We start from the raw sequence: 18426 nt of genomic DNA on the forward strand, positions 1-18426 counted from the left end.
CGTTTAGATCCCGACCGGTCCCGCGTGACGGTGCGCTACCGCCGGGAACCGGTGGGCTCCAGTCAGGCCTCGGAGTCGTCTCCGTCGCCGCGGAACCGCGAGAGCGCACCGGCGCCGGCGAGACCCGTCAGTGCGGTGAGGACGCCCAGTCCCGGCCCGTCGCCGGACGTTGTGTCGGCGTCCGTCCCGGCGCCGCCCGCGCCGTCGTCGGTCGCGGTCCCGGTGCCACCCATCCCGGCGTCTGTCGCGGTGTCGGTGCCGTCCGTCCCGGAATCTGTCGCGGTGTCGGTCCCGTTCGTCCCGTCGTCGGTGTCGGTGGCGGTGGCGCTCCCGCCGTCGCCGCCGACCTGCACCTCGACGCTGTCCCCGCCCGCCGAGAGGGTCGCCGTCGCCGTCGTCTCCGCGTCGTCGGTCGAGACGGTGACCTCGTACTCGCCGTGGTGACCGGTCGCGGCGAACTGGCCGTCGGCGCCGGTGGTCCCGCTCTCCTCGGTCCACCACTGGTCGAAGACGAGGTCGCGGTACCTGTCGAGGGCGGGTTTCTCCTCCCAACCGGCCGAGAAGAAGACGGCGTCGTCGCGCCAGTGGAGTTCGTCGTTGATGCCCCAGACGAGGAACTGGTCGACGGCCGGGTGACTGTAGACCGTCTTGAGGAACTGGTAGAAGAAGTCGGCCTTGTCCGCCTCCGGCCACGTGTCGTCGGACATGTCGAACTCCGTGATCCGGAGGCGCACGTCGTCGTCGGCGTAGCGGTCGAGCCCCTGCATCACCTCGCTCGGGAGCAACGCGGAGCTCTGGCTGAAGTGGCTCTGCACGCCGGCGAAGTCCAGCCCGGCGTCGGTGTCCCGGACGTACTGGATCTGGGTCTCGTACTGGTCCCGGGTGCCGCTGTAGGGGCCGACGAGCGTGTTGTAGTCGTTGATGCCCAGCGGCTGACCGTCGGGGCCCGCCTCGCGGGCCGTTCCGAACCACTCGTCGAGGACCGGCGCTTCGACGGGGTTCACGTCGTCACCGTGGATCGCCCGGACGAATCCGGGGACGTGCGTGAGTTCGTTGATGACCTCCCACTCGTCGATGCGGTCGCCGTAGTAGCCGATGATGTCCTCGACGTGCGCGGTCGTCTCAGTGCGGACGTACTCCGAATCGGCCTCGCTGGGGACGACCTCGCCGGCGTCGTCGTCCCAGCCCATCGCGTCGACGACGTCGTCGGGCACGGCGGCCGAATCGATACTGGCCCACAGCGCGACGTGACCGCGGACGTACCAGTCCTGGTCCTCCATCCAGTCGACGGCCGCGTCGGCGGAGTCCTGCCCCCTCTCCCAGAAGGCCCACTTGTGGTAGTTCTCGAGGACGCCGGTGTTGAACAGCTCCTTGCGGTGCTCCCGGTAGGGGTCGCCCTCCTCCGTGTTCTCGACGAGATGGGGCGCGTTGACCATCGTCCCGAAGCGGAACTCGTGTTCGACCATCGAGACGGAGACGTCGGCGCCCTCGATCGGGTCGCCGCTCTCGTCGACGGCCGAAACGGTCAGCTCCGAGGTGCGGTTCTCCTCGATGCGCTGGTCGGCCTGCTCCTCCCAGTCGTCGGCGGGCGACTCCTCCCAGACGGGGAGGTCGCCGACGTCGTCGTTCCCGCCGAAGTCGATCAGCGCGAGGCCGCCGACGTCGACGGTCTGGACCTTCGCGCCGAGCCAGATCTCGGTCCACCAGTCGCCGGGTTCGCCGTCGACGCCGAACTCGACGGGGAAGTAGTATCGCTCCCACTCGCTGCCGACCGACGGGGCGCCCTTCGTCACGTAGTTCTGGGCGACGTTGTCCGTCTCGCTGGCCTTGTAGGTGACCTGTGCGCTCTCCTCGTCGGGCGTGCGCAGGTAGGCGACGCCGAGCAACACGTCGCCGGACTGGACGGCGCGGTCGGCGACGGTCCCGAGGAAGTTGACGCTGTAGTTGTTCTCGACTTCCTCGGTGACGTCCAGCCGCGCGGCCTCGTCGAAGGGGACGTCGGCGTCGGAGACGTCTAGCGACGACCGCTCGGCGGCCTCCGTCGTCCCGCCGAGGGTGTACGTCGACAGCGTGTCGGCCGGGTTGTCGGCGTAGACGAACTCACCAGGGCCCAGGTCCATGCCGTCGAGTTCGTCGATCAGCGACGAGTAGTAGGCGTCCTCGACCTCGGGCCACGCGTCGGGACCCTCGTTGCTCCCGCCGGAGTCGTCGCCGCCGCCGGCCTCGGCCTGACTGGCAGCTCCGGACGGCAGGTCTCCGACGGCGACGTCGGTGTCGGAGTAGTCCAGGAGCGCGAGCCCGCCGACGTCGACGGTCTGGGTGCCGTAGGCGAGCCAGAACTCGGTCCACCAGTCGCCGGCATCGGCGCCGGTGCCGTACTCGATAGGGAAGTAGTACCGCTCCCACTCCGAGCCGAACGTCGGCTGGCTGTCGCTGGCGACCTCGTTGGAGTACTCGGCGGCGTAGCGGGCGTGGTAGTTGACCTCCGCCTCGCCCTCCGGTGCGCGCAGATAGGCGACGCCCAGCAGGACGTCGCCCTCGGCGGCGGCCGAGTCGCTCACGTCGGCCCGGAGATTGACGTCGTAGTCGTTGTCGGTCTCCTCGGGAATCTCGACGCGGGAGGCGTGACCGAACGGCCGGTCCTCGACGTCCAGCCCGGAGACGTTCGCGAACTCCTCGGTGCCGCCGAACTGGTACGCGTCCCAGGTGTCGCTCTCGTTGTCCGCGTAGACGAACGACGGCTCGGGCAGTCCCATCTCGGTGAGATCGGAGACGAGCGTCCCGTAGTACCCGTCCTCCTGTGCGCCGGCGATGCCGGCGACGCCCGCCGCGCCGAGCCCGGCGAGCCCGCTCATGAACGGGCGGCGGGACAGCGAGAACCGCTCGTCCGAGTCGTCGCGCTGGTCGAACCGGTCTTCGGATGACATGTGATTGTCCGGTAGGAAAGACACGTCAAAAGGATTTCCTTCGAGAGCGCAGTTCGACACGCCGTCGCGATGCGGTCTCGCGGTTCGACCCCGCGGGGCGCGTCACCTCCCGTGCCGACCGCAGCGGCGCTCCTGTGGACGGCTCTGCCCGCGTTCGCCCCCTCCGCCAGCGTTTTGGTGGGTGCCGAGAAAGCGGGTCACGTATGCCAACGTACGACGACTGCTGGCTCCGGTACGAGGAGGTCACCGACGAGGACCTCCGGGCCTCGTACCGCCGACTGTGTTCTCACGCCTACGTCTCCGAGGAGTCGCGCGAACTCGGCGCGGTCCGCGAGGAACTGCGCCGCGGCCTCGGCGGCCTGCTCGGTCGGGACCCCCATCTGTGGCAACACCCACCCCGTACGACCGACGGATTCCTCGCCATCGGCACGCCCTCCGACATGGACGTGGTGGCACAGGCCGTCGACGAGGACCGCGTCGCCGACCTCGCCGAGGACGGCTACGTGATCACCACGGGCGAGTGGGAGGGGAGCGATACGCTCGTCGTCTCCGCGTCGTCCGACAGCGGCCTCGTCTACGGAACCTTCCATCTCCTGCGCCTGCTCGCGACTCGCCAACCGATCGAGGACGTCCACCTCGTCGAGGAACCCGCCTCGCCCGACCGCCTTATCAACCACTGGGACAACCCGTTCCGCGGGTCGGTGGAGCGGGGCTACGCCGGGCAGTCCATCTTCGACTTCGAACGGCTGCCGGACCTGCGCGAGCGCTACCGCGACTACGCCCGCCTGCTGGCCTCCGTCGGGATCAACGGCATCGTCCTGAACAACGTCAACACCCAGATCCCCGGCCGCGACAGCGCCAGCGAGGCCATGGAGGAACTGGCAGGCTGGCGGCTCCTCGAATCTCGCTATCTGGAGAAACTCACCGGACTCGCCTCAGTGTTCCGGCGCTACGGGATCCAGACGTACCTCTCGATCAACTTCGGCGCCCCGGAGAAGGTCGGCGACCTCGACACCTCGGACCCGAACGACCCGGACGTCGAGCAGTGGTGGGCCGAGAAAGCGGACGAGGTGTACGACCTGATCCCCGATTTCGGCGGGTTCCTCGTCAAGGCCGACTCCGAGGGCCAGCCGGGGCCGTACAACTACGACGCCGACCACGTCGACGGCGCGAACGTCCTCGCGCGTGCGCTCGAACCCCACGGCGGTCGCGTCTGGTGGCGCGCGTTCGTCTACGGGTCGCACAAGGACCGCGCCGTCCAGCAGTACGACACCTTCGAACCGCTCGACGGCGAGTTCCACGACAACGTCACCGTCCAGGTGAAGAACGGCCCCATCGACTTCCAGCCCCGCGAGCCCGTCTCGCCGGTGTTCGGACAGATGCCGGACACCGATCTCGGACTCGAACTCCAGATCACCGGCGAGTACACCGGCCAGCACGTCCACGCCTGCTACCACGTCCCGATGTGGAAAGAGGTCCTCGAGTTCGACACCGACCCCGAGGGCCACGGCAGGAAAGTGAAGGATCTCTTCACCGACGAGGGGACCGGGATGGCCGGCGTCGGCGGGCCCGGCGAGGACCGGAGCTGGACCGGTCACTACCTCGCGCAAGCGAACCTCTACGGGTACGGCCGACTCGCGTGGGATCCCGACCTCGAAACCGAGGAGATCACCGACGAGTGGGTGCGCCAGACGTTCGGGCACGAGCGGAGCGTGGTCGAGACGGTCACCGGGATCATGCACGACACCTGGCCGGCGGTCATCGACTACTCGACGGGCGGCATCGGCCTGATGCACATGATGTACAACGGGAGCGCCTACCTCGAAAATCACTACGACCCCGGGCCCGAGGAGTGGCCGGGCTACACCGGCGCGACCGCGGACGGCATCGGCAAGGACCGCAACTCGAAGGGGAACGGCTACGCCCAGCAGTACCCCGACGCGCTCGCCGAAATGTACGACGACCCTGAGTCCTGCCCGAAGGAACTGCTCCTGTTCTTCCACCACCTCCCGTGGGACTACGAACTCGATGACGGTCGCACCGTCATCCAGACGCTGTACGACAACTGCTTCGCCGGCGTCGAGGAGACCCAGCGCCTCCGCGACGAGTGGCGAACGCTCGAGGGCGAGGTCGACGCGGAGCGCTACCGCCACGTCGCCGAGCGGTTCGACGAACAGGTCGAACACGCACGCGTGTGGCGTGACCGACTGTGCGAGTTCTTCTACGACCACTCGGAGATCCCCGACGAGCAGGGCCGAGTCCCCGCCGACGACTGAGCGCCCCCGCTCTCCACTCGGGCGACGGTCGCCGTCTCCGGCCTCGGGCGACGCGAAAAATTCGAAACGGGTGTGTGGAGGACGAGCCGGGGACGAGAGGCCCCGATCAGGAGACGTCGACGGTCACCGTGTCGGTCGTCGTGGTCCCTTCGTTGTCGGTCGCGTCGAGTTCGACCGTGTACGAGCCGGCCGAGTCGTAGGTGGTGTCAACGTACCAGCCCTGGCCGGTCTCGCCGTTGCCGAGAGTCCACGAGAGCGATTCGATCCAGTTGCCGTCATCGGTCGTATCGGTGACGCGGAAGGCGACCCGCTCGCCGACCGACGTCGAGGTCGTGTCCGGGTCGATCTCCGCGACCAGATCGCCACTCGAACCGTCGCTACCGTCGCTGCCGTCGCTTCCATCACTGCCGTCACTACCATCGCTGCCGTCGCTGCCGTCGTTACCGGATCCGTCCAGCGAGAACTCGAGGTAGTTGAGGTCCCACCAGCTCTCGTCCATCGAGACGCGGATCACCTGCTGGCCGGCGTCGAGCGAGACACCAGAGGTCGACACCGTCTCCCAGGAGTCCCAGCCCCCGGTGGCGCCGAAGTCCACGGTCCCGCTGACGTCCTGTCCGTCGACCTCGAGGTGGAAGGATCCGCCGCCCGAGTCGGAGGCGACCAGCGCGTCGAGCGTGTAGTCGCCCGACTGTTCGACGTCGACGGTGTACTCCACCCATTCGCCGGACTCGATGTAACCGATGCTGTAGCCGGTACCGCCGCTGTTCGAGGAGATGTCGACCGCCTCGTCGGTGCGCATCGCACCGCCCTCGTTCTCGGACGTGTTGTCGCTGTAGGCGACACCGGAGCCGCCCTCGTCGTACTCCTCGGCCGGGATCTGGCCGGGGACCGCGTGGGGCGTGCCGTTGTAGGGCTGCTGGCTTCCGCTTCCACCACCGCCATCGCCACCGTCATCGCCGCCACCGCCTCCACCGCCGTCGTCTCCACCGCCGGAACTCCCGATGGTGACGTCGGAGCTCCCGGTGGACTGGTAGGCCTCGGTGGCCATGATCTGGTAGTCGTGGCTGCCCATGTCCATGCCGTTGCTCTCCCAGGCGTCGAAGTGGTTCCCCGTCGTGATGGTCCCGCTCGTCCGCCCGTTCTGCCGGATGCTCCAGTACTGTTCGAAGGTCGCCGTGCCCTCGATGGACGGCGCGTCCTCCCGCAGGGACGTGTAGATGTCGTACGTCCCGCCGTCGGAATCGACTGTGCCCTGGAACTCGTCTCCTGGTTGGTAGGGGCCGTGGTCCTCGACGATGTAGTACTCGACGAGCGGATCGGTCGTCCACCCGTAGAGAGCGAGGTAGCCGTTGCTGCCCGGGTCGAACGTGGACGCCGTGTACTCGACGTTCCGGCGCGACCCGGTCTCCCAGCCCAGGCCACAGACCATGCTGTTCGTGTTGTTCCACTCCATGCTGTACTCGCCGGCTTCCCCCAGCGTCATCTCCACCGACCCCTCCTCGTCGGTCCAGAACGAGTAGAAGTACCCGTCGTGGGTGCCTGTCTGGTTCGACGTGATCGTCTCGCCGTGGGCGGCGACCGGGCTCGCCGCGGCGCCGAGGCCGAGTCCCGTTGCCGTCGCAGCTCCCACCGCTTTCATGTACTCGCGTCGGCCGAGTCCGCCTCGCCGTTCGTCGAACGATTCCTCGCCGTCGATGTCGCTATCTCTTGGCATGCTAGTACATCCCCCGCATTCGTACCTCGCAGGAAGTGGGTATAAACATTTGCAGTTTTGATTACAGTTTATATAATTATTTCAACATAGATTACATCAAACCCGCAGTGTCGACGCGGATCAGCGAGGCAGTCAGTCGGGGCTCGCCGCTGTGGGGTGACGAGCGACGGAGCAGCGAGCCGTGGTCTGACCGAAAAGCCGGGCAGACCGTTCAGCTCGGTCGCGAACTACGGAGTCGCTCCCGCGTGGGAGACGCTCGACCGACGCTCAGACCGATTCGAAGGTCCAGAGCTGGTTGCTGTTGCCGGACCAGCTGTACTGCTGGACGTTGGCGCCGTCACTGCCCGAGGAGCCCTCGACCTCGACGGCCATGTCGCTGTGGACGGGCTGGATGTGGTACTGTCCGCCGCCCTGGTCGTGGAGTGCGAACCGCTGGTTGTCGTTGCCGTAGTCGGTGTACTGCTGGACGTTGGCGCCGTCGCTCGTCGAGGCGCCGGACACGTCGAGCACCTTCCCGCTGTTGACGTTCTCGATCTTGTAGACGCCGTTCCCGGTGTCGGTGACGTTCCACTGCTGGTTCGAGCCGCCCCAGTAGGAGTACTGCTGGACGTTCGCACCGTCGTCGGTGGACTCGCCGGTCACGTCCAGCCCCTTGCCGCTGTTGACGTTCTGGATGCTGTAGGTGCCGCTGGCGACGGACCCCGAGGAGCCGCTGTCGTCGCTGCCGTCGTCGCCACCACCGCCACCGCCGCCGCCGGAGCTACCGACTGTGACGCTGGAGCTCCCGCTGCTCTCGTAGCCCTCGGTGGCCAGGATCTGGTAGTCGTGGTTGCCCATGTCCATCCCGTTGCTCGCCCACGCGTCGAAGTGGTTCCCCGTCGTGATGGTGCCGCTCGTGCGCGTGTTCTGGCGGACGCTCCAGTACTGCGGGAACGTCGCCGTCCCCTCGATGGACGGGGCGTTCTCCCGCAGGGACTCGTAGATGTCGTACGTCCCGCCGTCGGTGTTGACGGTCCCCCTGTACTCGTGCTCGGGTCGGTAGCTGCCGTGGTCCTCGATGATGTAGTACTCGACGAGCGGATCGGTCGTCCACCCGTACAGGCACAGGTAGCCGTTGCTGCCCGGGTTGAACGAGGACGCCGAGTAGTCCACGTTCCGACGCGAACCGGTCTCCCAGCCCTTGCCGCAGACGAAGTTGCCCGTGTTCGACCAGTCGACGCTGTAGTTACCGTCTGACTCCAGGGTCATGGTGACCGTCCCCTCGGAGTCGGTCCAGAACGAGTACCACCACCCGTTGTGGGTGCCGGTCTCGTTCGAGGTGACGTCCCGTGCCGCGGCGGCCGGGGACGCCATCGCCCCCACGCCGATGCCCGTCGCCGCAGCCGCGCCCACCGCTTTCATGTAGTCGCGGCGTCCGATGCTGTCAGACTCCGATCCATCACTGCCGTTATCGCTGGTATTGCGTACCATTCTCACACTACCGCGTCTACCCCCCACTCGACGTGCATGTATAAAAATTAGCAATTATAACCAAGGTTAAAATAGAATACAACCCAAAAACATGTTATTGAGAACTACGTTTTCGAGATACATATCCGCGCTCGGGCGGAGCAGAGCCGGGACCGAACCGGTGTCTCGAACGGTTAGAGAGAAGAGGAGGCGACTGCCCGCGTGGATCGGTACGGGGACCCCCGGGTCCGCGGACCCGGAGCGTTACAGGTCGAACGTATCGGTCTTCGCCAGCACGTCGGAGTCGTCGACGTTCCAGTCGTCGAGGTACTCCAGTTCCGCGGCGAACAGTTCGCCGAAGAGGTCGCGTGACTCGTCGGGGGTGAGCGTCTGGACCTGCGAGTCGACGGAGAAGCCCTGGAAGGCGTAGTCCACGTCGCCGGTGCGTGCGGCCTCGATGACGGTCTCGATAGTGTCGACGTGGTCCTGAACCATGTTGCGGACCGGCCGGGGGAAGCCGCCGGCGTTGACGGGCTTGACCTGGTTGTCGCGGACGACGGCGTTGGTCTCGACGACCGGGCCCTGCTCGATGTCGGAGATCTGGCCGGAGTTGGGGAGGTTGACGTTCGTGACGTACGGGCCGTCACCGGTCAGGCCTTCGAGGATGTCGAGGAACTCCTCGCCGGAGGACTCGAGTTCGAACTCGCGTTCGCCCTGGAGCCACGCTTCGACGTTCGTGGTCTGCTTGGACTCGGCGGGCGACCAGTGTTTCGCGCGGTAGTCCGCGTCGGTGCGGCGGACGCCCCAGTGGTTCAGCGACTCCTGTTCGTCGGCGATGAAGGAGGTCGCGTACTCGACGAGGTGGCGGTCGCCGGCGGCCGGGAGGACGCCGAAGCGCCGGAACAGCTCCCACGTGACCTGCCAGTTGTCGTTGAACACGCTGTCGTCCTTCAGGTCGTCGTAGGTGTAGCGCTTGCTCGCGCGCTCGCCGTCCTTCAGCTCCTCCAGCAGCGGCCAGAGGTCGACCCCCTTGCAGCGAGCCTCGTCGACCCACGTGAAGTGGTTGACGCCCTTGACGTTCACCTCGACGTCGGCGCGCTCGGCGTCCATACCGAGTTCCTCCTCTGCGAGCATCGCGAGGTGCCAGCGGGTGCCCAGCACCTCGTGGCAGAGACCGAGGGCGTTGATGTCGGGGTACTCGTCGTAGAGCGCTCGCGTGACGAAGTGGACCGGGTTGGTGTAGTTGAACACCCAGGCGTCCGGGCAGTGTTCGCGGATCGCCGCGGCGAAGCGTCGGAAGACGGGGATGGTGCGCATCGCACGGAAGATGCCGCCCGGGCCGATAGTGGCGCCGACGGCCCCGTAGATGCCGTACTCTCGGGGGATGCGGAGGTCGTGGACGAACGTCTCGCGCGGGTCGTACTGCGTCGAGAGGATGACGGCGTCGGCGCCCGCGAGGGCGTCGCCGAGGGACTCGACCGCTTCGTAGGACCACTCGGCGGTGGCGTCCTCGACCTCCTGGACCCAGTTGCCGAACTCGGCGTTGGTCTCCGCGGCGTCGTGGTTCGTGTCGTAGAGCCGTACGTGGCCGTCGAACTCCGAGAGGGCGAGGTCCTGGATCAGGTTCGGCGCCCACTGGCGGCTCCCGCCGCCGATGTAGGCGATCTCGAGGTCGTCCCGGTCTATCGGCTGCTCGGCAGTTGTCGCGTTGGTTGCCATCGACTGTGGGTACGCATCCCGAGGGTTAAGCGCTGGGGTCCCGGCGAGTCGGTCCGTCTCGACGGCGCCCAATCTCGCGGTTACCGGTCCGAGAGGACGACGGCGTAGGACTCGTCCGCCGAGGCGTCGAACGCGACCACGTCGCCTTCACGGGTCGTCTCGACGGCGCCCCCCTCGGTCGGCTCGACGGCGGCGATCCCGTCCCCCTCGACGCTGACGCGACACCGCCCGTCCCGCTCGGCTCGGATCGTCGCCGCATCGAGCGATCCGTCGCGCCACGCGATGTCCACCTCGAACCCGCCGCGGGCGCGGAGGCCGGAGACGGAGCCCTCGTCCCACCCCTCGGGGAGTGCGGGGAGGAGGCGGATCACTCCGCCGTGGCTCTGGACGAGCGCCTCGGCGATCCCGGCGGTGCCGCCGAAGTTGCCGTCGATCTGGAAGGGCGGGTGGGAGTCGAGCAGCGAGTCGTACGTCGAGTCCGCGAGGAGTTTCCGGACGTGCTCGTCGACCCGCTCGCCGTCGCCGAGCCGCGCGAACAGGGCTATCGTCCACGCGCAGGACCAGCCCGTGTGCCCGCCGCCGTTGTCGAGTCGGCGCTCCAGCGTGGCGCGGACCGCGTCGTCGATTTCCTCCTCGTCGAGCGCGAGTTCCACTTCGTCGTGGAGCACGTCCGCCGGGTAGTATCCGACGAGGTGCGAGACGTGGCGATGTCCCGGATTCACCTCCTCGTAGTCACGGATCCACTCCCGGATCCCCCCGTGTTCGCGCACGCCCATCGGCGGAAGCCGGTCGAGCGCATCCGCCAGTTCGGCGGCGAACTCGGCGTCCCGGTCGAGGGTCTCGGCGGCCTCGATGCAGTGCCCGAACAGGTCCCGCGTGAGCTGGATATCCATCGTCGGCATGACACAGGTGGTCGCCTCTTGGCCGTCGGCGGTGCGGAACTGGTTCTCCGGCGAGGCCGAGGGCGCGGTGACGAGCCACCCCTCTTCGGGGTGTTCGACGAGGAAATCGAGCAGGAAGACGGCCGCTTCGCGGAGGATCGGGTAGATCCGTTCGAGGTCCGCGCGGTCGCCGGAGAACGCGTATCGCTCCCACAGGTTCTGGCAGAGCCAGGCGCCGCCCATCGGCCAGTGTCCCCAGTGGGCGTCGGCGGTCTGAGCGCTCGTCCCCCAGCGGTCGCTGTGGAGGTGAGCGCAGAATCCCTCGCAGCCGTAGCGCTCGCGGGCCGTCCCGCGGCCGGACTCGCGGAGGTCGCCGACGTACTCCACGAGCGGGTCGGCACACTCGGCGAGGTTGGTCACCTCGGCGTGCCAGTAGTTCATCTCCAGGTTGACGTCCAGGGTGTAGTCGCAGTCCCACGGGGGACGATACTCCTCGTTCCAGATCCCCTGGAGGTTCGCCGGGAGCGCCCCCGGTCGGGAGGACCCCAGCAGGAGGTACCGTCCGTACTGGAAGTACTGCTGAACGAGGTGTGGGTCCCGTTCGCCGTCACGCACTCGTGCGAGGCGTTCGTCCGTCGGGGCGTCGACCGGCTCGCCCAGATCGAGGTCCACCCGTTCCATCCGTTCGCGGTGGTCGGCGACGTGGCGCTCGCGGAGGGCGGCGTAGTCGTCGCCGGCGACCGCGGCGAGAGTCTCGCGGCAGTCGGCCGTCGGGTCGCCGTCCGACGGCGCGACTCCCGCCGCGACGACGACCGTCACCGCGTCGGCGTCCGCGACGACGATGCCGTCGGCTTCGTCCGCGTCCGCACTCGAACCGTCGCCGTCACCCTCGCCGTCTCCCGCTCCGAGGGATGGCGCGCCTTCGTCGTCGGCGGCTGCGACGGTACCGCCCTCCGCGCGGACCCGCGCTCGCCCCTCGAATCTGGGGCCCCAGCCGCCGGGTTCGACCGACTCGTCGTCGCCCGGCACGTCGATCACCTGCCCGCGGAGAACGACCGTGTCGTCGACGACCGTCGCGCTGGCCGACCGCTCGCGGTCCAGCCGGACCCGCGCGTCGACGGTCCCCGAGTCGCCTGCCTCGATCCGAACCGCGAGCACGCCGTCCGGCGCGCTCGCGAAGCACTCGCGCTCGAAGCGCGTCCCGTCGACCGAGTACGCCACCCGCGAGAGCCCGTCGCGGAGGTCGAGGCTCCGCCGGTACTCGGCGGGGTCGTCGTGGCCCGGGCAGTCGATCAGGAGGTCGCCGAGCGGCTGGTAGGGCGCCACTCCGTGCGGCTCACTGACGAAGTACTCGTTACACAGGCGCTGGGCGCGCTCGAACTCCCCGTCCCAGAGGCACTCGCGCACGGCGTCGAGGTCGTCGGAGCCGCCCTCCGGGGTCCGGTCGGCGTAGTCGCCGGCCCACAGGCGGTCGTCGTTGAGCGCCACGCGCTCGCGGGCCGGGCGCCCGTGAACCATCCCGCCGAGGCGGCCGTTGCCGACCGGGAGCGCCTCGACCCATTCGTCGGCGGGCGCGTCGTACCACAGCCTGTCGTCGTGGCGGTCGGACCCGGACATCTCAGTCCATCGCGAGTGTGTTTCGGATACCCTGCTCCAGCGTCGTCCCGTCGCTGGTCGCGAAGAACTCCATGCCGACGTAGCCGTCGTAGCCCGCGTCGTCGAGCGCGTCGAAGACGTTCCCGTAGGCCATCTCGCCGCTCCCGGGCTCGTAGCGACCGGGGTTGTCCGCGACGTGGACGTGCCCCACCTGGTCGACGTTGTCGGTGAGGTTGCGGATCACGTCGCCCTCCGTGACCTGCTGGTGGTAGGCGTCGAAGAGGACTTTCACTCGCGGGCTCCCGACCGACCGGACGATGTCGAACGCCTCGCGGGAGGATTCGAGGAAGTAGCCGGGGTGGTCGACGACGGTGTTCAGGGGTTCGACGACGACGGTGACCCCCGCGTCCTCGGCGGCCGGCGCGATCCGTTCGAGGACGCGTTCGAGCGAGCGCCGTTGCGTGTCGCGGGCGAACCCGCCCTGGTCGGGACCGACCGTGAGAATGAGACAGTCGGCGCCGACCCGTTCGGCGCCCTCGATGGAGCGTTCCACGTCCTCGACGACGGTCTGTCGGTCGTAGGGATTGACCGCCGCGGGCGCGTCGCGGTCGTCGATGTTCGACCCGGCGCCGGCCGCGAGGATGCCGGCCACGTCGACGTCGTGGGCGTCGGCGGCCGCCCGGACCGCGTCGAGGTCCGCGCCCTCCCAGTCGAAGAACTCGACGGCGTCGACGCCGAGCTCGGCGGCCGTCTCGATAGCCTCGGCGACGGACTGTCCGTCGTCGGCGACGATGCCGGCGTTGACGGCGAAATCGACCATCAGGCGACCCCCGGTACGGTCGCTGTGGCGGTCGTGGCGAGCGCGCGGTGCGTCGGCGGCGATGCGGTGCGTTGCATACCCCCACGAAACAGGGGCTGGGTCTTCAAACCACGCCCCGGCGTCCGGATCGAGCGGATCGCGAATCGACGGGCGGTGAGCACCATTTATATCGGTGAGTCCGGTACGGGGGAGTATGGCTACGGAAGGTAGCGAGACGAGTACGTCCCTGGACGATCTGCCGATGCGGGTCGGGGCGGGCCAGTTCATGGATCCCGCGCCGGAGCGACTGCGATACATCAAGCAACTCGGCGGGGACGACGTCCTGCTGAACATGTACCAGGTCGACGACCCCGACTACGAACACATGCCCGACGACGAGCGGGTCCCACTGGAGGGCGACGGCGAGTGGTCCGTCGAGAACCTCCGCGAGGTCCGCGAACGCGTCGAGGCCGAGGGCATGCGACTCAACGCCATCGAGAACGTGCCCGTCTCCTTCTACGAGGACGTGATGTTGAACGGGCCGAAACGAGACGAGCAACTGACGAAACTCAAGCGGACGATCCGGAACATGGGCGAGGCGGGCATCCCGATCTTCGGCTACCACTGGGCCCCCGCGGGCGTCTGGCGGACCGGGTGGGGCGAGACACGCGGCGGCGCCGAAGTCTCCGTCTTCGACGCAGAAGCGTCGAACGCCGACGAACTCACGCACGACCGCGAGTACTCGGAAGCCGAACTGTGGGAGAACTACGAGTACTTCCTCGACGAGGTCCTGCCGGTCGCGGAGGAGGCGGGCGTTACGCTCGCGCTCCACCCGAGCGACCCGCCGATGAAGCGCCTGGGCGGCGTCCCGCAACTGTTCCGGAACTTCGAGAACTTCAAGCGGGCGATGGACTACCGCGACAGCGACTACCACGGCCTCGACCTCTGTCTCGGCTGCTGGTCGGAGATGGGCGAACCCCTCGACGAAGTGATCCGGTACTTCGGCGAGCGCGACGAGATCGTCTACGTCCACTTCCGCGACGTGTCCGGGACGGTCCCCACGTTCTCGGAGGACTTCGTCGACGAGGGCAACTACGACGAGTACCAGCTCCTGACGCTCCTCGACGACGTGGGCTTCTCCGGCATGATGATCCCGGACCACACTCCCCATCTTGAGGGCGACACCGACTGGGAACACCGCGGCCGAGCCTACACCATCGGCTACCTCCGCGGCATGCTGAAGGCGATGCGGTCGGAGCGAGCGGCGGCCGCCCCTCACAGGTAGACGCTCTCCCGTTTCTCACCGTCCCGTTCGACGTGCGACTCCGACCAGCCCGCGCGATCCCTTCTCACGACGAGCGGATACCACGCCCAGTCCGCCCGCTCGCTTCGCCTCTCTCGATTGCCACGTGACGATTTCACACGACGGATCCACTATCGTTGGAAACCCCTAGTTACCAATAATCATTATAAACGAAGGCGTGCAGCGCCCGTGAAAGCTCGCCAAGAGGACGCGCGCGTGACAAATTACCATGGTATCGAGCGCGCCTAAGATTACATCAGTAGGGGCGTAATCAGGGGCGGGATTTCCAACATCAGTAGATTTTATCATCGGGGAATCGTACACTGTGGTATGGACATCACGCGGCAGGACGACAGCGACAAACAGGTGAAGTCGGTCCGGCGGGCGTTCGACGTGGTCGGCGTCGTGCGAGCGGAAGGGACGGTCCGTATCGCCGACGTGGCGTCGGCGCTGGACATCCCGACGAGCACCGCCCACGTCCACCTCAAGACGCTCGAAGCCGCCGGGTACGTCGTCCAGGACGCGGACGGCTACAGACTGAGCTACCGGTTCCTCCGCGACGGCGTGACCGTCCGGGACCGGGAAAACGTCTACAACGCCACGAAGTCGGAGGTCGAAGCCCTCGCCGAAGAGACCGGCGAGGTCGCCAACCTCGGCGTCGAGGAGAACGGACAGCGGGTCATCCTCTACCAGGCCGAAGGGACGGAAGCCGTCCACGACAACGCCCCGATCGGCGAGTACACCGAGATGCACTGGACGGCGCTCGGGAAGGCGATGCTCGCACACCTCCCCGTCGGCTACGTCGACCAGATCGTCGACACCTACGGCCTGCCACGCGCCCGGCCGAACACGATTACCGACCGGGACCGCCTGGACGAGGAACTGGCCACCATCCGCGACCGCAACTACGCCGTCGAGGACGAGGAGCGCCGCGAGGGGATCCGCTCGCTCGCCAGCCCCATCGTCGTCGACGACACCGTCGTCGGCGCCGTCTCCGTCACCGGCCCGAAAGAGCGCTTCGACGACGACCGCATCCAGCAGGAACTGCTCCCCGAACTCCGAAACACCGTCAACGTCGTCGAAGTGAAGTACGCCTACGACTGAGACCGAACCGCGACCGACTCGTTATCGCCGGACCCGACCGCGGTCGCTCACTCGCTGTCGAAGTGCGGGATGATCGTCTCCTCGTAGTGCGAGACGGTCTCCTCGAAGTCGCCCACCGGGATGAGCACGACGTTGTCCAGTCCCGCTTCGACCCAGCGTTCGAGGTCGTCGATCGCTTCCTCGGGCGTCCCGGAGATCGTCACCTCGTCGACGGCCTCGTCCGGGATGCGCTCGGCGGCGTTCAGCAGTCGCTCCTCCTGCTCCTCGTCGAACGCCATCTCGAACATGATCGGCGTGTCCTCGGCGATGTCCTCGTAGCCCATCTTATCGAGCAGCGGCGGGCGCAGCGCGAGGCTCGTGCGGTTGCGCTCGATAGCGGCCTCGCGGGCCGCGTCGCCGTCCTCCGAGACGGTGGTCGGGATCATCACCGCGCGGTCGATGTCGTCCGGGTCGCGCCCGCGGTCCTCGGCCACGTCCAGCACGCGCTGGAGGTCCGCCTCGTACTGCTCCGGCGCGTGGATCCACGGGAACCACCCGTCGGCGAGTGCGCCGGTGAACCCGCGCATGCTCGGCCCGTAGCCGCCGACCCACATCGGCGGACGGGGCTCCTGCACGGGTTTCAGACCCATGTGGGCGGCGTCGAGCTGGTAGAAGTCGCCGTCGAAGTCGAAGGGGTCCGCCGCGGTCGACGCCCAGAGCCTGTCGATCACTTTGAACGCCTCGCTGAACCGACCGAACGGGTCGTCCCAGTCGATGTCCTCGATCGGCGTGAAGTTGAACGCCTCGCCGGCGCCGATGCCGAGGCCGAACCGCCCGTCGCTCATCTGGTCGAGGGTGACCCCGATGTGGGCGAGTTCGGTCGGATGGCGCCGCACGGAGTCGGTCACGCCCGGCATGAGCATCGCCTCGTCGGTCCGCTGGGCGATGGCCCCGAGCACGGAGAACGCCTCCCACGGCGGGTCGACGAGGAACTCCTCGGACCCGGTCGGGTGGAAGAGGTGGTCCGGCACGGTGATGATGTCGAAGCCCGCCTCCTCCGCGCGGACCGCGTCGTCGATGCTACCCTGCACGTCGCCGTACGTGACGACCTGGCACCCGAAGTTCAGGTCCTCCGGATCTCTGTCACTCATGCTCGGGCCATCGGGCGATCGGAGTAAATAGCTACCCATATTTTCCGCCGTACGGTGTCTCCACTCGCGGACAGCTACTTTTATTGCCGAATCGCGGGTAGCTGCGCGTGACATGAGCTTCCTCGACGAAACCTATCTGCTCGAGACCGAGGCCGCCGAGACGCTGTACGAGACCATCGAGGACCGGCCGATCCTCGACCCGCACACCCACGCCGACGTCGTCGAGATAGTCGAGAACGAGGGGTGGTCGGACATCTGGGAGGTCCAGGGTGCGACCGACCACTACGTCTGGTCGATGATGCGAAAGCGCGGCGTCGACGAGGAACTGATCACGGGCGACGCCTCGAATCGCGAGAGGTGGGACGCCTTCGCCGAGGTCGTCCCCGAGATGGCCGGCAACCCCGTCTACGAGTGGCTCCATCTCGACCTGCGGCGCCGATTCGGCATCGACGAGCCCGTTTCCGCCGAGACGGCCGACGATATCTGGACGGAGACGAAGTCCCAGCTGGAGGGCGACGACATGCGGCCGCAGGAGGTCCTGCGGGAGATGAACGTCGAAGTCGTGGGGACGACGGACGACCCCACTGACGACCTCGCCTCTCACGAACGCGCCGCAGCGGAGGTCGAGGGCGTCACGCTTCGACCGACGTGGCGGGGCGACCGCGCCGTCAACGTCCAGAACGCCGACTTCGACGAGTTCGTCGACGATCTCGAGGAGGCGACCGACTACGACCCCGACGACTTCGACGGCTTCCGTACCGCGCTGGAAGCGACCCACGACCACTTCGCCGAGCGGGGCTGTGTCGCCTGCGACATCGGTATCGAGGAGCCCGTCTCGCGGCCGGTGAGCGACGAGCGCGCTCGGGAGATCTTCGACAGACGCCGCGCGGGTGAGCAGCTGAGCGAGCGCGAGATCGAGGACTTCCAGGCGTACATGCTGGAGTTCGTGACCGAACTGAACGTCGAGAAGGACTGGGTCACCCAGCTGCACATGGGTCCGGTCCGCCACTACCGACAGGAGCTCTACGAGACGATCGGTCCGGCGGCGGGCGGCACGGCGACGACGGGCGATCTGAACCTCACCGAGGGACTGCGCCACCTCGTCAACCGCTTCGACGGCGAGGGCGAGATCGTCCTCTACGTCGTCGACCCGACCCACTACCCCTCGATCACTACCGTCGCGCGGGCGTTCCCGAACGTCAGCGTCGGCCCCGCGTGGTGGTACAACGACAGCCCGTTCGGGATGGACCACCAGCTCGACTACGTCGGGAGCGTCGACCTGCTCGCCAACCACGCCGGGATGGTCAGCGACTCCCGGAAACTCCTCTCGTTCGACTCCCGATTCGAGATGTTCCGCCGGACGTTGGCCAACGTCGTCGGGAAGAAGGTAGAGCGCGGCCAGATGCCCCTCGACGTGGCCGAGGATCTGGTCGACCACGTCGCCTACGAGCGACCGAAGGAACTGTACGGGTTCTGAGTCGCCGCCTGCCGGGGGGCGCCAGCGGGCGATGCCGCGACCGTCTCTCTT

11 protein-coding genes are annotated in these 18426 nt (G+C 67.7%); 4 read left to right on the plus strand and 7 right to left on the minus strand.

Annotated elements, in window-relative coordinates:
• Positions 1–62: 62 nt before the first annotated feature.
• Positions 63–2927, minus strand: a complete 2865-nt coding sequence (locus D1409_RS04405) for an endo-1,4-beta-xylanase (RefSeq protein ID WP_123534395.1) — start codon at positions 2925–2927, stop codon at positions 63–65.
• Positions 2928–3130: 203 nt separating this feature from the next.
• On the opposite strand from D1409_RS04405, the gene D1409_RS04410 reads away from it, so the two are divergent.
• On the plus strand, positions 3131–5203 hold the full coding sequence (locus tag D1409_RS04410; protein WP_123534397.1) for an alpha-glucuronidase family glycosyl hydrolase: 2073 nt from the start codon (positions 3131–3133) through the stop codon (positions 5201–5203).
• Positions 5204–5309: 106 nt separating this feature from the next.
• Here D1409_RS04410 and D1409_RS04415 read toward each other — a convergent pair whose 3' ends face one another.
• The 5 genes from D1409_RS04415 to D1409_RS04435 all read right to left on the minus strand — a co-directional run bounded on the left by D1409_RS04415 (position 5310) and on the right by D1409_RS04435 (position 13382).
• Positions 5310–6917: a glycoside hydrolase family 11 protein gene (locus D1409_RS04415; RefSeq protein ID WP_123534399.1), complete on the minus strand. Its 1608-nt coding sequence runs from the start codon at positions 6915–6917 to the stop codon at positions 5310–5312.
• Positions 6918–7184: 267 nt separating this feature from the next.
• Positions 7185–8387 carry a glycoside hydrolase family 11 protein gene (locus tag D1409_RS25655; RefSeq protein WP_123534401.1) on the minus strand — a complete coding sequence of 401 codons (1203 nt, stop codon included), beginning with the start codon at positions 8385–8387 and terminating at the stop codon, positions 7185–7187.
• Between the two features lie 243 nt (positions 8388–8630).
• A complete protein-coding gene (locus tag D1409_RS04425) occupies positions 8631–10085 on the minus strand; it encodes a family 4 glycosyl hydrolase (protein ID WP_123534403.1) in 1455 nt (484 codons plus the stop codon).
• A gap of 80 nt (positions 10086–10165) precedes the next feature.
• Complete coding sequence (locus tag D1409_RS04430) at positions 10166–12583, minus strand: glycoside hydrolase family 95 protein (RefSeq protein WP_123534405.1); 2418 nt, start codon at positions 12581–12583, stop codon at positions 10166–10168.
• Between the two features lies 1 nt (position 12584).
• Positions 12585–13382, minus strand: coding sequence for a hydroxypyruvate isomerase family protein (locus D1409_RS04435; RefSeq protein WP_123534407.1), 798 nt, complete (start codon positions 13380–13382; stop codon positions 12585–12587).
• Positions 13383–13575: 193 nt separating this feature from the next.
• Here D1409_RS04435 and D1409_RS04440 point away from each other — a divergent pair, with 193 nt between their 5' ends.
• Together D1409_RS04440 and D1409_RS04445 are read left to right on the plus strand one after the other, a co-directional pair.
• Positions 13576–14646 (plus strand): mannonate dehydratase, encoded by a 1071-nt coding sequence (locus tag D1409_RS04440; RefSeq protein ID WP_123534409.1) that lies wholly within the window; start codon positions 13576–13578, stop codon positions 14644–14646.
• A 348-nt stretch (positions 14647–14994) separates the two neighbouring features.
• Positions 14995–15768 (plus strand): IclR family transcriptional regulator, encoded by a 774-nt coding sequence (locus tag D1409_RS04445; protein ID WP_123534412.1) that lies wholly within the window; start codon positions 14995–14997, stop codon positions 15766–15768.
• A gap of 47 nt (positions 15769–15815) precedes the next feature.
• Here D1409_RS04445 and D1409_RS04450 read toward each other — a convergent pair whose 3' ends face one another.
• Positions 15816–16898: an LLM class flavin-dependent oxidoreductase gene (locus D1409_RS04450; RefSeq protein ID WP_123534414.1), complete on the minus strand. Its 1083-nt coding sequence runs from the start codon at positions 16896–16898 to the stop codon at positions 15816–15818.
• Between the two features lie 112 nt (positions 16899–17010).
• On the opposite strand from D1409_RS04450, the gene uxaC reads away from it, so the two are divergent.
• Positions 17011–18375, plus strand: a complete 1365-nt coding sequence (gene uxaC / locus D1409_RS04455; protein WP_123534415.1) for a glucuronate isomerase — start codon at positions 17011–17013, stop codon at positions 18373–18375.
• The last annotated feature ends 51 nt before the right edge of the window (positions 18376–18426 follow it).

Source organism: Halosimplex salinum, from assembly GCF_003730195.1.
Classification (GTDB): Archaea; Halobacteriota; Halobacteria; order Halobacteriales; family Haloarculaceae; genus Halosimplex; species Halosimplex salinum.

Bases quoted from the DNA above. Each gene is read 5' to 3' on its own strand.
- D1409_RS04405 (WP_123534395.1), bottom strand. From the start codon at position 2,927: ATGTCATCCGAAGACCGGTTCGACCAGCGCGACGACTCGGACGAGCGG.
- D1409_RS04410 (WP_123534397.1), top strand. From the start codon at position 3,131: ATGCCAACGTACGACGACTGCTGGCTCCGGTACGAGGAGGTCACCGAC.
- D1409_RS04415 (WP_123534399.1), bottom strand. From the start codon at position 6,917: ATGCCAAGAGATAGCGACATCGACGGCGAGGAATCGTTCGACGAACGG.
- D1409_RS25655 (WP_123534401.1), bottom strand. From the start codon at position 8,387: ATGGTACGCAATACCAGCGATAACGGCAGTGATGGATCGGAGTCTGAC.
- D1409_RS04425 (WP_123534403.1), bottom strand. From the start codon at position 10,085: ATGGCAACCAACGCGACAACTGCCGAGCAGCCGATAGACCGGGACGAC.
- D1409_RS04430 (WP_123534405.1), bottom strand. From the start codon at position 12,583: ATGTCCGGGTCCGACCGCCACGACGACAGGCTGTGGTACGACGCGCCC.
- D1409_RS04435 (WP_123534407.1), bottom strand. From the start codon at position 13,382: ATGGTCGATTTCGCCGTCAACGCCGGCATCGTCGCCGACGACGGACAG.
- D1409_RS04440 (WP_123534409.1), top strand. From the start codon at position 13,576: ATGGCTACGGAAGGTAGCGAGACGAGTACGTCCCTGGACGATCTGCCG.
- D1409_RS04445 (WP_123534412.1), top strand. From the start codon at position 14,995: ATGGACATCACGCGGCAGGACGACAGCGACAAACAGGTGAAGTCGGTC.
- D1409_RS04450 (WP_123534414.1), bottom strand. From the start codon at position 16,898: ATGAGTGACAGAGATCCGGAGGACCTGAACTTCGGGTGCCAGGTCGTC.
- uxaC (WP_123534415.1), top strand. From the start codon at position 17,011: ATGAGCTTCCTCGACGAAACCTATCTGCTCGAGACCGAGGCCGCCGAG.